The sequence below is a fragment of the Shewanella khirikhana genome (assembly GCF_003957745.1).
Lineage (GTDB): Bacteria > Pseudomonadota > Gammaproteobacteria > Enterobacterales > Shewanellaceae > Shewanella > Shewanella khirikhana.
Genome location: NZ_CP020373.1, coordinates 4314670 through 4330811, shown reverse-complemented (window position 1 = coordinate 4330811; position 16142 = coordinate 4314670). Strand labels below are relative to the sequence as shown.

The 16142-nt window shown below is 56.5% G+C and carries 10 protein-coding genes and 1 pseudogene; 3 read left to right on the top strand and 8 right to left on the bottom strand.

The genetic code is table 11. From position 1 onward, the window contains the following. Position 1 precedes the first annotated feature (1 nt). Complete coding sequence (locus STH12_RS19025; protein WP_126169017.1) at positions 2-3328, bottom strand: NPCBM/NEW2 domain-containing protein; 3327 nt, start codon at positions 3326-3328, stop codon at positions 2-4. Between the two features lie 301 nt (positions 3329-3629). Here STH12_RS19025 and STH12_RS19020 point away from each other — a divergent pair, with 301 nt between their 5' ends. Next, on the top strand, positions 3630-4217 hold the full coding sequence (locus STH12_RS19020) for a DUF7010 family protein (RefSeq protein WP_126169016.1): 588 nt from the start codon (positions 3630-3632) through the stop codon (positions 4215-4217). A gap of 46 nt (positions 4218-4263) precedes the next feature. On the opposite strand, the gene STH12_RS19015 is transcribed toward STH12_RS19020, so the two are convergent. From STH12_RS19015 to STH12_RS18990, 6 genes and pseudogenes are all read right to left on the bottom strand, one after another. Continuing rightward, positions 4264-5049, bottom strand: coding sequence for a class I SAM-dependent methyltransferase (locus tag STH12_RS19015; protein ID WP_126169015.1), 786 nt, complete (start codon positions 5047-5049; stop codon positions 4264-4266). Between the two features lie 111 nt (positions 5050-5160). Beyond that, positions 5161-5958, bottom strand: a complete 798-nt coding sequence (locus tag STH12_RS19010) for a phosphatase PAP2 family protein (RefSeq protein ID WP_126169014.1) — start codon at positions 5956-5958, stop codon at positions 5161-5163. A 53-nt stretch (positions 5959-6011) separates the two neighbouring features. Then, on the bottom strand, positions 6012-7241 hold the full coding sequence (locus tag STH12_RS19005) for a sensor histidine kinase (protein WP_126169013.1): 1230 nt from the start codon (positions 7239-7241) through the stop codon (positions 6012-6014). Continuing rightward, positions 7238-7897, bottom strand: coding sequence for a response regulator transcription factor (locus STH12_RS19000; protein WP_126169012.1), 660 nt, complete (start codon positions 7895-7897; stop codon positions 7238-7240). The genes STH12_RS19005 and STH12_RS19000 overlap by 4 nt, the downstream gene beginning before the upstream one ends. Next, positions 7894-8214: pseudogene (locus STH12_RS18995) on the bottom strand (GIY-YIG nuclease family protein); the annotation flags it as partial. The gene STH12_RS19000 and the pseudogene STH12_RS18995, both read right to left, overlap by 4 nt. A gap of 225 nt (positions 8215-8439) precedes the next feature. Continuing rightward, the gene (locus STH12_RS18990; protein ID WP_126169010.1) at positions 8440-10566 is read right to left on the bottom strand and encodes a S9 family peptidase; all 2127 of its coding nucleotides are present in this window, start codon (positions 10564-10566) and stop codon (positions 8440-8442) included. Positions 10567-11206: 640 nt separating this feature from the next. Between STH12_RS18990 and ribB the strand changes: the two genes are divergently transcribed. Both ribB and STH12_RS18980 read left to right on the top strand, forming a co-directional pair. Then, a complete protein-coding gene (gene ribB / locus STH12_RS18985) occupies positions 11207-11875 on the top strand; it encodes a 3,4-dihydroxy-2-butanone-4-phosphate synthase (protein WP_126169009.1) in 669 nt (222 codons plus the stop codon). 320 nt (positions 11876-12195) lie between these two features. Further along, positions 12196-15408: an EAL domain-containing protein gene (locus STH12_RS18980; RefSeq protein ID WP_126169008.1), complete on the top strand. Its 3213-nt coding sequence runs from the start codon at positions 12196-12198 to the stop codon at positions 15406-15408. Between the two features lie 45 nt (positions 15409-15453). Here STH12_RS18980 and ftnA read toward each other — a convergent pair whose 3' ends face one another. Then, positions 15454-15981 (bottom strand): non-heme ferritin, encoded by a 528-nt coding sequence (ftnA, locus tag STH12_RS18975; protein ID WP_126169007.1) that lies wholly within the window; start codon positions 15979-15981, stop codon positions 15454-15456. Between the last annotated feature and the right edge of the window lie 161 nt (positions 15982-16142).

Below are 16142 nucleotides of genomic sequence, written 5' to 3'. Positions count from 1 at the left end.
TTTAACCCTTGGGCCAGCCGATGAGTGAGGCATTGGCCCAGTTGCCGCAGACACCCTTGGCTGTACTTTCGGTTTGCAGGCTCAGGGTTTCAACGCCGCGGATATCCAATTCTGGCTTGACCACCGCCGGCGCCTCAATCAGGCCCGAGTCGTACATCAGCTTGCCATCACCGAATATCTTAAAGTGCATGCCACCCTTGGTTTTGCAGCTGTCGTCGATACCAAGGTCAGCCCGCAGCAGCTGCCAGTTACCTTCGAGACGATAGTCGACCCTACTGTTGGCAGCCATCCCCAGCCCCTTGCTGAACTTAAGGCCGTTCATGCTCATGGGTTTGCCACCGATAGCAGTGTTTAACGCCACACGGCTGCCAGCGGACTTATCCAGCTTTTGCGGCGTGAGTTCGGCGAGGAACTGCTGGGTTCTGGGCGCTTTGGGCTCGGGCGCGGTCAGTACCTTGAACTCGCTGATGGTGATTGGCGTGACGCTCTTTGGCAGCAGCGCATTGAAGGCGCCGCCCTGACTCTTGGCCGCCGTCACCATGGGGTCGTTGCCAAGCTCATTCTGGGTGCTCAGTACCCTGAAACGCAGCAGGCTGCCGGGCTTGGGCACAAACTCCACCTTCTGCATGGTTTGGGATTTATCCAGCCTGCCCTTGGCCACCGGCTCGCCCCACTCGCCATTGTTTTCACCGAGGTAAACCTCGTAGTCGGCCACCTGACCATACTCCCAGTGCTTGTCGTTACGGGGCGCGATTTCAAACCCGGCAATAAAGCGGCGCTCGCCCAATGCCAGGGTAAACTCGTGGGCTCCAGTCTTTTGTGCCTGATCCCGCTTGGTTCTGAACCAGGTATCCGGATTGTTATCGAAGGCATTTTCCAGCGGATGCCCTGCTTCTTCGGCGGGACGGGCAAGCACCAGCAGGCTGTCGGCAGGGATTTCATTGCCAAGCTCGGGCGCCTGTGCGTAACCTGCGGTGGCAGCAAGCTGCTGTGATTCATCAATTTCCAGCTTGAACTCCAGCGCCTCACGCACCGAGACTTTTTCGGTTTTCACCAGCACAGTGCCGTACCTGGTATCCGAATAAGCCCAGCCACTCTTGGCCTTGGCGAGGGCAGCTTCATCCTTGAGGGCTTTAAGCTTTTTACCATCAAGCAGCACAGCATCTGGTTTTACGCGGGTATGCAGCCACAGCTCATAGACTCGCGCTTCATCCTGGCCATCGAACTTGCCCTCTGCCGCGCCAATGCTGACTTCAATGTCACCAGCCTTGCCCTCGTGCGCCTTCACCGCAAAGCGCTGGCGGGCAAACTCGCCCTGCTGATAACGACGGGTGTTGCCATCGTCTTCATACATCAGGTATTCAGACTCGCCATAAGGGTAAATATCCAGGGTCAGCACATCCTTGGGTTTATGCCCATCGTACAGCGCCTCTGGGTACATGGGGATAATGGCACCGGCACGGACAAACACCGGGATGGTGTTCAAATCCACCTGATAATCGATGCTGGCGCCGCCTTCAGGGGCATCCACCACCCGGCCGTCCCAGTAGTCAATCCATTGGCCTTTGGGCAGGTACACGTCTTCGCGCCAACCTTTGCTGGCGGTTTGTGAGCGATACACGGGGGCCACCAGCATGTCTTTACCCAGCAAAAACTGATACTTGTGCGCCTCTGTGTTGGCGGTGGGGTCGTCGCTGTAGTCCCACATCAGGCCGCGTACTATGGGCGCGCCGCTTTGCTCGGTTTCAAATGCCGTGGTGTACATGTAGGGGGTGAGGCGCATTTTCAGCTTCAAATAGTCGCGGTTGATGCTGCGATAGGGCTCATCGAACCACCAGGGGTGCTTGCGCGCCGCTTTTGACCAACCGGACATACCCATCAGCACCGGGGTAAAGGCCTTCCACTGCAAATCACGGGTAAAGGTTTCCGGGCTGCCACCAAAAATGGCGTCCACATCGCCGGTGGCATAAGCCTGACCGGACAGACCCGAGCCAATGAGGGTGGGAATATGCCAGCGGATATAGTCCCAGCTGCCGGACTGATCGCCGGTCCAGGTTACTGCGTAGCGCTGCATGCCGGCCCAGCCCATCACGGTCCAGAGGAAGGGGCGCGAGTCTGAATTATCCAGAATGCCATCGGCGGCGGCTTTGTTGGCATCCAGCGCATGCTGATAACCCTCACCGGTCCAGGCCACATCGAGCTTTTGCGCCCGGGTGCCGGCCTTACCCACTTCCCAGGCGATTTTATCTACCCCATCTTCGGTCCAAAGGCCGGTTCTGAAGCCGTATTTGGCAAGCCCTTCAACCACCTTGGGCAGGTCGGTATAGCCGCAGCCATAACCGTCGTTCGGTAATATCCAGCCGCCGGGCATATCGTGTTCGCGATATTTTTTGGCAACAGAGTCAATCACATCCGGCGTGGTACCCGTGGGGCCATCGCTCCAGCCATCGGGCACGGTGCCGGGCTTTTTAACGTTGTCGCCATCGTTGTAGCAGTCGGCGTCGCCGTATTCAAAGGCCCAGCGCGGGATGAGCCTGGCGCGGCCGGTTAGCTCTGTGTAGTCGGCCAGCACCTGCTGAATGCTGCCGGGGGCAAAGAAGAAGGCATCGAAACGACCCTCGTCGTGACCGAGGCGCAGGGCGTCGCTGCTTCTGAAGTCATAGCTGCCGTTGGCCCAGGTGTTGCGCAGCACGCCATAACCCTTACTCGACAGATAAAAAGGCGCCGGGCTGGGTCTGTCGCCCTCCTCCCAGCCGCCGGAGTATGAGATCTCCAGGCTCTTGCCCTTGAACTCGAAGGCGCCGTTTTGCTGGCCGCCACCGAAGAAGCGCTCGTCGGCATCTGTGCTCAGGGTCTGCACAGTGCTGGCCTCCCCAAGCTCCAGGCTTTGCAGCTCCTCGGTGATAAGGGTTTGATTATCGGCCTGATATAGAGCAAAGCGCAGTGGCGCTTCGTAAATTCGCAGTGCCAGCGCGCCTGTATTCAGCAGCCGATAGTCGCCTTCATCACTTAAGGTGAAGGGCACCGCGGGGTAATCGTTTTTAATTACTATGGATGCGGCTTTGCTGCCTTCGCCGACAAGCTTGCCACTGGCGCCCGCCTGAATGCGAATAAGTGTGGGCTTGAGCACATCAAGCTGCACCAGGGCGCCGCTGTCGGTATTGATGCTGACACTGCTGCCTTCGGCATTCAGGTTAACCAGCTTGCCCACGGGGGCGGCAATGGCGGTAGTGCCTATGGGTGCCAGTACCAAAGCCACGGCTAATGCCAGTTGCCTGGGTTTAATCGATGAAAGCCCGAAAGAGGCGTAGGGAGTGAGGGTTGCCATACATGTCCTTATCTGTCGCAAGGCGGTGACTTTCAGCAGTGCCTTTGCGATACAACCCATTTAATTCAGGAGGTTATCAATAGCAAATGCAGGCGGGCAAGCGCCTTTGCTGTGGTCATCTTTTATCTCATCAGACAATAAGAGCAGCTTAAACGAAAGTTTTCAACACTTTTGAAAACTTTCGATATCGAATTTAAATCACCCCAATGACATATGTCATCCGAAACTGCTGACAGCCCACACTGCCTTCAGCCCTGCAAGCGGCAGATACTTATCCCATCAACAGATGGAGGATAGGATCATGCAACAGACTTCAACCGTTTCTGAGTCACTGGATGTGCAATTACAGGCATTTCGGCAGCAGCGCGGCCTGGCAATGCCGCTATCGGGCACCTTTGTCTGGGCTGTACTGTTCGGTCTGAGTTTTATACTGCCTAAGTCGCAGCTGGTGATGGCAACCTTTATCCTGACCGGCAGCATAGTCTACCTTGCCATGGGTATCAGCCGCTTTACCGGCGAAAACATCTCCTTTAAGAAGCAGGCGAACCCTAATTGGTTTGAGACTGTCTTTCTGGCTGCGGTCGGGATGAGCTTTCTTACTTTCAGTATCACCTTGGTGGCGTTCAGGGAAAACTACCTGCTGCTCCCCTTCGCAGTGGCGGTGCAAAGCGGGCTGATGTGGCTGGTGTATGGAGTGTTAGCTGGCCGCAAAGTTGCCGTGGTCCACGCGATTGTACGTACCCTGCTGTGCACAGTGGCTTTTTTGCTCTGGCCCGAGCACAGCTTTACGCTGCAGCCGCTGATTGTGGTGTTGTGCTACGGATTCAGCATCCCACTGATGGAAAAGCACTGGCGCCGCCGTCAGGTGCTCAGCTTACATGCCGCCTGATAGCGGCGAATTCAAACACCAAGGGCGCCCGAGACAGGCGCCCCTGTTATACCAGAGGTTTGCGCGCCTTGATGGAAAACACCAAAGGCAGCGGCTTGCCGTCAAGGCGCTGGCGGAAACGCCCCGGCTCCTCTTCCAGCAGATTGTCGAAGCAGTCATAGGGGCTGAAGTCATATTCCCGCAGCGACTCAATCACCAAACCGGCGTTAATCAATGCCGAGACCACTTCACCCAGATCGTGGGACCAGCTGACCATGGTGTTCTCGGCCTCGCGGCTGTTTTCGGTGTAACTGCCCTCTTGCTCCACATCGGCTTTGCCGGTGTGAAAATAGTCGTAACCGTCCATCAGTGCCTTGATTGGATGAAACTCGGCAAGGAAGAAGAGGCCGCCGGGCTTAAGGCAGGAAGCGATGGTGTTGGCCCAGGCAGTTAAATCCGGCAACCAGCACAGCACCCCGTAGGAGGAATACACCAGCTCGAACTCGCCCTGTACCAGAGCACGGGCATCGAGCACATTGCCGCAGACGAAGTCTGCTCTGTCATCGAGCTTAAGTTCACTGGCAATGCTTGTTGCGGCGGCAATCGCCTTGGGGGAGAGATCAAGCCCGGTCACCGAAGCCGCGCCTGCGCGGGCCCATGACAGGGTGTCCTGACCGAAGTGGCACTGCAGGTGTAGCAGGCTCTTGCCGCGCACATCCAGCTCGGCGAGTTCTATTTCGCGCAAGCTGGTGTTGCCCGCCAGAAAGCCAGGGAGATCGTAAAAATCAGATTCGAGATGCAGCTCGGTACGGTTGTCCCAAGCGTTTTGATTTACAGTGAGAAAGTCGTCCATGATGTTATTTTTTAGCCGATGTTGCTGCCAAACATACCCGCTTTGACACTCAAGCACCAGCCACTAACAACATGGACGCAGTTTCAGCCAACCTGTAGCTTGCGAAAAGCTTCAACCGGCCAGAGAGACTTTCTTCTTGCCGGCCGCCTCGGCCCGCACGTCGGTATACAAGCGATACAGACCAAACAGCGGCAACAGCAGCATCAGCTTAAGTTGAATGTCCACCAGCGGCAGCTGCGGGAAAGGGGCCTTGGCCTGCAGGGCACTGATCAGCAGCGCCAGATACAGGGCGCCCAGCACCAGCATGCTGGTACGGGCCGACAGGTGGCAATCAGGCACGTAGCGCCAGGCGAGACGGGCACAGCCCCAACCAAGCCAGGCACCCATAACGATATCCAGCGGCCAATGGGCACCATTGGTCACCCGGCTCAGCCCAACCAGCACGGCGCCAAGCAGGATAATGGCTTTCAGATCGGCGCGGCGACACAGCGACCAGGCAATACCGGCCAGCGCAAACACAGTCCCGGTATGGGCAGAAGGCAGGCTGTGATTGAGACGCATGGCGCCAACAATCCGAATATCATCCAACACGGCGGCGGGGCGCATCACATCCAGCCCCTGCTTCATGGCGTTGATGATAAGCGCACTGAGGGCAATGGCACCGAGGGCTTTCCACAGCACCGAAGGACGAAAACACAGTAAAGTCACCCACAGGCAGGCGGCAATAACGCCATTGCCCAGATTGGTGATCAAGGCCAGCGGGGTATCAGGAAACGCCCTGCCCGCCTGGTTTAGCCACAAAAATCCCTGTTTGCTGGCTTCGGGAAACAGGCTGAAAAAAACAGCCAATGCACCCAAAAGGAAAAATACACTCTGTGCACCAGAGAGTTCAGTGTTACCCAGCTTCATCAAGCCGCCTCATTGTTATTTTTATGTAACTTTCGGCGTTAGCATATCGCTGCTTATGTCAATGAAGTGTCCACATCCGTCATACTTTTGTTGAACAGCACCCGGGCCACCACTTCGCTTGGGGCCATATCGATGGAAAACTGCCAGCCGTATCGCTTGCAAATGTCCTCCACCAGGATAAGCCCTATGCCGTGGCTTTCCCCATGGTCTATGGTTTCTCCGCCCAGATTGGAGATCAGCAGGCCACTGGTATCCACACTCAGCAGCACCCTGGCCCCCACGCTGTGGATAAAGGCATTGGCCAGCAGGTTTTCAATCAGGCAACTCACCAGCAGTGGGTGGGCATCAAGCTCGCAGGGCTGTACCCGCATGGCAAAATCGGCGGCGCTGCTTTGCCTGCGGGTAGCAAGACGCTCAAGCAAAGGCGCCAAAAATGCCTCATCCAACAGGCAGCGGCCATCTTTGTGTTCTGTCTTGCGGGCCAGCAGCAACAGCACACTGGCCAGGTTCTCCATTTGCTGTACTGCCCGCTGGGCACGCTGCATCGGCGGCGCATCCTTCTGCGCCATCTTACCCAGGGCGAGTTTGAGCACTGTCAGCGGCGTGCGGAACTCATGGCTGACGTAATGGGTGAAGTTCTTCTCCCGCGCCAGCGCCTGCTTTACCCGCGCATGGCTCTGATTCAGGGCGTTGACCAGCGCCACGTATTCGTGGGTGTCGTCGGCAAGGGGGATTGGCTGCAATGCTTCATTGCCGGTTTCCAGACTGCCGCGTTCCAGATGCTGCGCCAGGCTGCCAAAAGGTTTACCGATACGCCTTGCGGTGCTGCGGATATACAGGCTTGAAAGCAGCAGCAAGGCCGCACCGCCGCCAATCAGCAGGGTATCGAGCAAAAAGTCCTGCCAACCTTCCAGCTCAAACAAATCCGGGCGCTGCACCAGATACAGATGCCCAGCCTCCCGGGACACCACCAGCACGTTGAATTCCACATCGATATTGGGATGGTGCAGGTTATAAAGCCCGGGCTCACTGGATGGCAGTTGAGCGGCAAGTTCGGCAGGCAGCGATGGCAAAAGCTGGATCTGCGCCTCATCGGAGGGCGATAAGGCGCCGTGTTCATACGCATCGATCAGTTGCGGCGCCACCGTCTGCAAAAAGGCGCCACTGAGGTGGTTTTCCAGCGCATGGATGCCGTATTCAATCAACAGTGCATAACAGGCCAGCAGCACCGCAGCGCCAATCATAAAGCTGCGGTTAATCTTCTGTTCGATATTGGCATTCACAGCAGCCGGTATCCTTTGCGGGCCTGGGTGTGGATCCGCTTTTCGGTAAAGGGTTTATCGAGTTTTTGCCGCAGCAGATAAATGTGCTTTCGCAAAATATCGTCATCGGGCGGGCCTTCGGGCCAGACCGCCCGCTCCAGCACTTCGCGGCCGATAAGCTCGCCGGGGTGGCGCATCAGGCAGGTCAGCAGCGCAAAACACACCGGCGGCAATAACAGTTCTTCACCGGCGCGGTAGGCTTTATGGCTGCGTAAATCCAGCTCGATATCTTTATAGGTTAATGACTTGGAGAAACCTGCGCCCGAACAGCGTCTGACCACGGCATCAATCCTGAGCCTGAGCTCGTCCAGATCGAAAGGTTTAATCAGGTAGTCATCGGCACCGGCGCGCAGGCCATCGAGCAGATCGTCACGGGTGTCGCGGGCGGTGAGCATGATGACAGGCGTATTGACGCCGCCGTCCCGCAGGCGCTTGCACAGCGCCAGACCATCCATGCCGGGCAGGTTCAAATCCAGCAGGATCAAATCATAATTGTTCGACTGCGCTAACCTAAGACCTTGTAATCCATTGATTGCAAAGTCCCAGTCGTTATCACACAACTCTTCAGCCAGAGATGCAGCAATGTCGGCGTTGTCTTCCACCAGCAGAATTTTCACTCGGCACCCTCGGTAACCTTTTCCGAATTAGATACGGCATTTGCACTTAGGTTCCCGCAGCCAGACCCTGAGGCTATCAGGGCTTCCTTGCTGACCCTGGACAGTTTTTTCACCGCCAGTTCGCGCCGCAGCGCATCGCCGCGACTGCCAACATGCTCCTGATAAACCAGCGAAAGCGGCCCTCGACCACGCAAATACTTGGCCGCCTTGGGGCCGCCGCCCTGATGTTCACCGAAGCGGCGCGCCACATCTGTGGTCACGCCGGTGTATAGCTCACCGCCACCGCAGCGGATGATGTACAGCTGCCAGCTCTGGCTCACTCAAGCCCCCAGTGATGCAGGTTGAAAACGTACTCCAGCGCCATATCTGCAAACTGGCGGTAGCGGCCGGACTTACCGCCGTGCCCCGTATCGCACTGCCAGCCGTCGATCATTCAAGCCCCCAGTGATGCAGGTTGAAAACGTACTCCAGCGCCATATCTTCAAACTGGCGGTAGCGGCCGGACTCGCCGCCGTGGCCCGTATCACACTGCCAGCCGTCGATCACTCAAGCCCCCAGTGATGTAAGAAGAAGCCATACTCCAGCGCCATATCTTCAAACTGGCGGTAGCGGCCGGACTTACCGCCGTGACCCGCTTCCATATCGGTCACCAGCAAGAGTTCGTTGCTGTCGGTCTTGTAGTCGCGCAGCTTGGCCACCCATTTGGCCGGCTCAAAGTACTGCACCTGAGAATCGTGCAGCCCCGTAGTCACCAGCATGTGCGGATAGGCTTTGCGGGCCAGGTTGTCGTAGGGAGAGTAGCTCAGCATATAGTCGAAGCTGGGCTTTTCATTGGGGTTACCCCACTCGTCATATTCGTTGGTGGTCAGTGGAATCGACTCATCCAGCATGGTAGTTACCACATCCACAAAGGGTACGCCTGCGTTGATGGCCAGGTACTTTTCACCCGCCATATTGGCCACGGCGCCCATCAGTAAGCCGCCGGCACTGGCACCGCTGGCTACCACCTTATCTTTGGCGCCGTAACCCAGTTTGACCAAGCCGTCGGTCACATCGATAAAATCGGTAAAGCTGTTTATCTTGTTGAACATGCGCCCGGCGTCGTACCAGGGGCGCCCGAGCATTTCGCCGCCCCGCACATGGGCAATGGCATACACCACGCCCCGGTCAAGCAGGCTCAGGGCCGACAGCGAAAAGTCGGGGTCGACCACGCTGCCGTAGGCGCCATAGCCATATTGATACAGCGGATTGCTGCCATCTTTGTTGAACTTGTCTTTGCGGTACACCACAGACACAGGCACCAGGGTGCCGTCCCGCGCAGGCAACATCAGCCGCTCACTCTGATACGCCCCGGCTTCAAACCCCGGCACCTGCAGCTGCTTTTTCAGCTCACGCTTGCCGGTACTCAGGTTGTAATCAAAAGTGGAGTCCGGCGTGGTGAGGCTGGAATAGTGAAACCGCACCAGAGTTGAATCCTGCTCCGGATTCATCCCCAGCCAGGTGACATAGGCCGCTTCATCGAATTCGATTTCAGTGGGCGCAGTGCCATCGGGCTGATAGATACGGATATGGGTTTTACCCGCCTCACGGGTTTGCAGTACCAATGCCGACTTGAGCACCAGCACATCTTCAATCCGTACCGCTTCATCGTAAGGCAATACCTCACGCCACCTGGATTTGTCGGCGGTATGAGCCTTGTCGACCGCCATCAGCCGGAAATTGGTGGCCTGCCAATTGGTGAGCACGTAGTAGGTGTCGCCAAGCTTGGTAATCGAATACTCATGGTCTTCTTCCCGTGGCAGGAAGGGCACAAACTCGCCAAGAGGCGCATTGGCATCCAGCAGCTGCACTTCACTGGTGGTGGTGCTTTGGTGATAGAGCAGAATTTGGCTGCCATCCAGACTCTTGCCAAGGTCGATATAGAAGCTGTCGTCGGCCTCTTCATACACCAACACATCTTCGCTTTGGGGCGTGCCTAACTTGTGGCGGAATACCTGATAACCCAGCAGGGTTTGCGGATCTTTGGCGATATAAAACAGGTGCTGGCCATCGTTGGCCCAGATGGCTTCGCCTTCGGTGTTTTCCAGTACATCGTCAAGCAAGGCGCCAGTGGCAATGTCTTTGATATAAATACGGTAAATGCGGCGACTTAAGGTATCTTCGCCAAAGGCCAGCAGCTTGCCGTCTTCGCTGATGGTAGTTCGGCCAAGGGAGTAAAACTCGTGCCCGGCGGCACGTTCATTGGCGTCCAGCAGCACCTGCTCCGGGGCATCGAGCGACACCTTGCGGGCAATGATGGGGTATTCCCGCTCGCCTTCGACCCGGCGGTAGTAATACTGCCCCTTCCAGCGATAAGGCACCGAGCTGTCATCCTTCACCAGTCGCGATTTCATCTCATCGAACAGGGTGTCTTTCAGGGCCGTCCAGCCGCTCATGCGAGCCTTGGCATAGGCATTCTCGGCGTTCAGATACGCCAGAACCTCGGGGCTCTCGCGCTTATCATCCCTGAGCCAATAATAATTGTCGGTGCGACTGACACCATGCAGCGCCATGGTGTGAGGCACTTTTTTGGCAATGGGGGCGTCGGCGGCTTCTGGCGCCTGGGCGCTGTGATGACTGCAAGCAGACATAAATAAACATACTCCTGCTATCAAGGCGTTATGCTTCATAATTGCATTCCTTGGCTGAAACTGTACTCAGGGATTTCTGGCGGGCTCATGGCAGCAAACGGCGCCTGCCCGACGGCTTTTAGTTGTTGTATAACCTTTTTGTTGTTGCAGATCATAGTGCTGCCACGCCGTGTGATTTGCAAGACAGGCATAGCGCCGGCGTCAAAGAGAAACTGGACTCAGCCCGGGCTTAGTAGGACAATATCGCCGCTGTCACCCAGGTGACGGCATACATTCTCAGGGCGGGGTGAAATTCCCCACCGGCGGTAGATGAAGGGTCGTGATTTTACAGCACAACTCCTCAAAGCCCGCGAGCGCCTGCGAGCCAAGTTTCGCGCAGGGTCAGCAGATCCGGTGACGCAGCCATGCTGCCATTCCGGAGCCGACGGTGTTGTCCCGAAAGGTGAAAGGCGAGCTGTGGCTGCAGCTTTCATTCAGGGGCTCAGTCCGGATGGGAGAGAATGGTGAAACAGGTTCGGTTGTCCCGTCTGCCTTTGGCTGGCCGGGTGTTACTGCATGCCGCATACATGCACAGCGGCGGCGTAGCCGTACCTCACCTCTTGTCGATTGCTCTTGCCAGCAATCCGACATGTCTTTCTGTGCCCTGATCCAATAAATCAATGATGTTAAGGAATTTATTATGGATCAGTTTCAATCAAACCCTTCTTTGCTGGCGCAATACGGCAACCCGATTGAGCGGGTCGAAGCGGCCTTGTCTGCCCTTCGAAACGGTCGGGGCGTATTAGTGGTGGATGATGAAGATCGCGAAAACGAAGGCGACCTGATTTTTGCCGCCGAGAGTCTGACTGCGGCGCAAATGGCCATGCTGATTCGCGAATGCTCCGGCATTGTGTGCCTGTGCCTCACCGATGAGTGGGTTAAACAGCTGGAGCTGCCGCCTATGGTGGAAGACAACAGCAGCCAATACGGCACCGCATTCACCGTAAGTATTGAAGCCAGACATGGGGTTACCACGGGGGTGTCGGCTGCCGATCGGGTGACCACTATCCAGGCCGCCATTGCCGATGGTGCAAGACCTGAGCACCTTGCGCGCCCGGGGCATGTGTATCCGCTGCGGGCTCATCCGGCCGGGGTGCTGGGTCGTCGCGGCCACACCGAAGGCACGGTCGACCTGATGCGTCTGGCCGGACTCAAGCCTTTTGGCGTACTGTGCGAACTCACCAACGCCGACGGCACCATGGCCCGTTTGCCCGAAATAATCACCTTTGGTCAGCGCCACCAGATGCCGGTGCTGGCTATCGAAGATCTGGTGCAGTATCGCGAAGCCCTGCTGGCAAAAAGCGCCTGAGTTCAGTGCGGGGCCGCGGATACCACAGCGTATATGTGGCTGCCAATGCCTTAGCCGCCCGGCGAAAGTCAGGCCCAAAACTGCTTAAGTTTTAAACAGCGCACCCACCACGAAGGCGACTCCATGTCGCCTTTTTTCAGTCTATTACCGTACAGCAACCTCAAAAAATCAGTTTTTTGTCTGCCTTTTGTGACCTGGATTAGAAATCGATGAATTAAGGTTAGCCGCTCAATTTTCGCTGTGCTAAATCTTGCCGACCAAACGCTCTCACAGGGAAGTAAAGGGGTGCGATTACAATCCAAGATGGGGCTCTTTTACACATGGTGTCGCTGCACGACTACAGCCTGAGACAAAAACTGATCCTGTTTGCCGTTTTGCCTATTGTCATGCTGGCGGTATTCGGTATTGTCCGCGCCTGGGGTCTGCATCAGGAATTTCTCACCGCGCACCGCAACGCCATGGCGATTCAGGTCAGTAATCAAGTCAGCGACCTGATTTACGAACTGCAAAAAGAGCGCGGCCTGAGCCTCAACTGGCTGAGCGACCACCCCTCCACCACGGCCAAAGATCTCAATGCCCAGCAATCCATTACCGACCTGCACTACCGCCAGTTAATCCAGAGCGATCCGCTCGCCAAGTTACTGTCTGGACTCGAAGAAATCGACAGGCAGCTGTTCGATGAATGCCTCGCCAACATCAAAAAAAGCGCCAATCGTCTCACCCTTATTCGCCAGAAGCTGCTGCAGGAGCGGCGTATGGACGAACGCGCTTTTTTCAACGCCTTCAACGATGAACTCCTGCTGCTGGTGAACCAGTTGCAGCATCAGACCAATGATGCGGTGCAGTCGCGGGCCTATTCCGACCTGCTGCTGGCCCAAAGGATCCAGGAGCTGGCAGCCCGCGAGCGTGGCCTGCTCAATAATCTGCTCAGCTCAGATTCACTGGAGCTGGCGGCGATGCAGCCGTTGCAGGCGCTGATCCTCGAGCAGGCCCACGCCATGAGTCTGGCGCAGGACACCTTTGAGAATGAGCATCGACTGCTGTTTCTTCGGCTGCAATCTACATTGCAAAACCAGCAGGTGAAGGAAATCCGGGGGCTGCTCAACGAGCAGCGGCAGATAAGCCAGCTCGCCTGGGAACTCAGTGCCGGGCTTGGTTACGGCGGCCTTATCCATCATTTCAAAAACTACCTGCTGCGTGGTGACGAGGCCTATGCCGATGCCTTCAACGCCGACTGGCAGCGGATAAACCGGCTGCTGACCCAGCTGGAATCCAACAAACACTTAAGCCATGCCCAGCGTCAGGCGCTGCAGGACATTCGCGCCACCACCCTCGCCTACCACACCCACCTGCAGCGGATCCGCGAACTTAACCGCCGCGGCCTGAACGTGCGGGCGGTGGATGCCCAGGTGCAGGTGGATGACGGCCCCATGATGCGGGCGCTGGAGCATCTGAAGTATCCCGCACCGCCGGTGGCGGCTTCCCTGTGGTGGGATCTGGCCAGCGAGCGCATTGCCATGCTGCACGAACTGACCCATCAGATAAGTGGCAACATCGAAGAACTAAGTCGCCATCAGATGCGCATGGCGCTGTTATTTATCAGTATTTACAGTCTGGCCGCCGCACTCACCCTACTGGTCTCCCTGCTGCTGGGGCGGAAAATCATCGCCAGCTTTATGGGCAAAATTGAGAGCATCGCCACCGACATGCAGAAGATGGCCGATGACCCCAGGTTGGAGCTGACCATCAAAACCAAGGGCTCGGACGAGATTGCCCGCATGGCCGAGGCCATGAACAAGATGCTCAAAGAGCGCAAGAAATACCGCCAGGAGCTGGGGCGCGCCGCAGCCGTGTTCGAGTATTCCGCCGAAGGCATTATGGTGACCGACGCCGACAACCATATCGAACTGGTCAATCCCGCCTTCAGCCAAATTACCGGCTACAGCCTCGAGGAAGTCAAAGGCCGCAACCCGTCCATACTCAGCTCCCACCGCAACCCCGCCCACCTGTACGACGCCATGTGGGAGTCGCTGCGCACCACAGGCAAATGGGAAGGGGAAATCTGGAACCGCCGCAAGGATGGCCAGGTGTATCCCGAGTACCTCGCCATCACCCTGGTACGCGACGACGAGGGCCGCATAGTGCAGCACATTGGCCTGTTTATGGACATCAGCCGTCGCAAGCAATACGAGCAGGACATCTGGTACAAAGCCAATTTTGACGCCCTTACCGATCTGCCCAACCGCAAGCTGCTGTCGGAGCGTCTGGGCCATGAAATCAAGATGGCGCGCCACGATTCCCGCAAGCTGGCGGTGATGGTACTGGATTTGGACAGGTTCAAATTCGTTAACGACACCCAGGGCCACGACTCGGGCGATCTGCTGCTGAAAGCCGTGGCCGAACGGCTGCAGCAGATTTTGGGCTCCACCGACTTTTTGGCCCGCATCGGCGGCGATGAGTTTGTGATAGTGCTGCCAAGATTGGCGCAGGAATCCAGTGTCGAGCAGCAAGCCAAGCGGATCCTCGCCGGGCTCAGCGAGCCCTTTGTGTTGCAGGGCGCCAGCGTGGATGTGTCCGCCAGTCTGGGAGTGGGGATTTATCCCCAGGATGGTTTGGATGTGGAAACCCTGCTGCGCAATGCCGAAACCGCGTTGTATGGCGCCAAGGACGATGGTCGCGGCCACTTTAAATACTTCACTCCCGAGATGAATCAGGCGATGGTTGAACGGCTCGCCATGGAGCAGGCGCTGCGCCGCGCCGTCAGCCGGGATGAGTTTTTACTGCATTATCAGCCGGTCATGGACATTAAAACCGGCGACATCACCGCCATTGAAGCTCTGATCCGCTGGCAGGATCCGGACAAGGGGCTGATATCTCCTGCGCGCTTTATTCCGGTTGCCGAGGACATGGGGCTGATGCACGCCATCGGCAATTGGGTAATAGACAAGGCGCTTTGCGACCTGTCGCGGCTGCATGCCATGGGGCACGGTTTGAGTGTGGCCATCAATGTGTCGGCCTGTCAGTGCGACAGCAAGGGGCTGTCGCTGGAAGAACAGCTCAGAGGCGCTCTGTCGCGCCACGGTGTAGCGCCGCGCCATTTGCATGTGGAAATCACCGAAAGCATGTTGATGGACGACAGTAATCATTGCCTCGAAGTGCTGGGCCGTATCCGCGATTTGGGCTGCGCCATCTATCTGGATGACTTTGGCACCGGCTATTCTTCATTGAGTTATTTGAAGAAATTCCCCATCTCCGTCATCAAGATAGACAAGAGCTTTGTGGAGCAGCTGCCCGGCTGCGACTCAGATGCCAACCTGATCCGGGCCATTGTGCACATGGGTAAGTCGCTGGGGATGAAACTGGTGGCCGAAGGCATTGAAACTGAACAGCAGCAGGCGTTTTTGCAGAAGCTTGGCAGCGACTATGGCCAGGGCTTTTATATCTCCAAACCGCTGGCGTTTGACGAACTCACCGTCTGGCTCAATGAGCGCCTGGATCAGCGCAGAGGCCACTTCGACTCCATGAATATCTGAAACAAAAAAGCGGCCACCGGGCCGCTTTTTTGATTCCATCACCGCTTAAACAGCGGCTGGCTTCATAATGCTTTCGGCCTCTTTGGTGGCCAGCATTTCCAGGTCTTTATCGATAAAGAACAGTGCCTTGCCGTCTTCACCTACCAGGCGGATTTTGTCCACTATGCTCTTGAACAGCTTTTCTTCTTCGTGCTGCTCGGCCACGTACCACTGCAGGAAGTGGAAAGTAGAGTAGTCATGGCTGGTGAAGGCCGCATGGGCCAATTCATTGATTTTACGGGTAATGGTCTGCTCGTGCTCGTAGGTGTATTCGAACAGCGACAGCAGCGAAGTGAAGTCGGCACGGGGCGCTTCAATGGTGCCAATCAGCGGCAGGCCACCGGTTTCACTCACGTAGGTGAACAGACGACGCATATGACCCATTTCCTCATCGGCATGGGCACGCATAAAGTGGGCCGCCCCTTCAAATCCTTTGTCCTCACACCAGGCGCTCATCTGCAGATAGAGGTTGGATGAGAAAAATTCGAGGTTAATCTGCTCGTTGAGCTTGTCGATCATTGTGGCTGCCAACATGGTTCGTCCTTCATCTTTCGGGTTATTTTTACGTCGCGGCATTGTCCTTAACCCGCTGCAAAAGATCAACAAAATTTACCTAAATCAATGATTTTTAAATAGTAACACTTATCATTCTGATGCTAATGGCGCTTACATTTACTTACCATTGACTCATGTTT

Coding starts and splice junctions, on each gene's coding strand:
- ftnA (WP_126169007.1), bottom strand. CDS start 15,981: ATGTTGGCAGCCACAATGATCGACAAGCTCAACGAGCAGATTAACCTC.
- STH12_RS19020 (WP_126169016.1), top strand. CDS start 3,630: ATGCAACAGACTTCAACCGTTTCTGAGTCACTGGATGTGCAATTACAG.
- STH12_RS18980 (WP_126169008.1), top strand. CDS start 12,196: ATGGTGTCGCTGCACGACTACAGCCTGAGACAAAAACTGATCCTGTTT.
- STH12_RS18990 (WP_126169010.1), bottom strand. CDS start 10,566: ATGAAGCATAACGCCTTGATAGCAGGAGTATGTTTATTTATGTCTGCT.
- STH12_RS19010 (WP_126169014.1), bottom strand. CDS start 5,958: ATGAAGCTGGGTAACACTGAACTCTCTGGTGCACAGAGTGTATTTTTC.
- STH12_RS19015 (WP_126169015.1), bottom strand. CDS start 5,049: ATGGACGACTTTCTCACTGTAAATCAAAACGCTTGGGACAACCGTACC.
- ribB (WP_126169009.1), top strand. CDS start 11,207: ATGGATCAGTTTCAATCAAACCCTTCTTTGCTGGCGCAATACGGCAAC.
- STH12_RS19025 (WP_126169017.1), bottom strand. CDS start 3,328: ATGGCAACCCTCACTCCCTACGCCTCTTTCGGGCTTTCATCGATTAAA.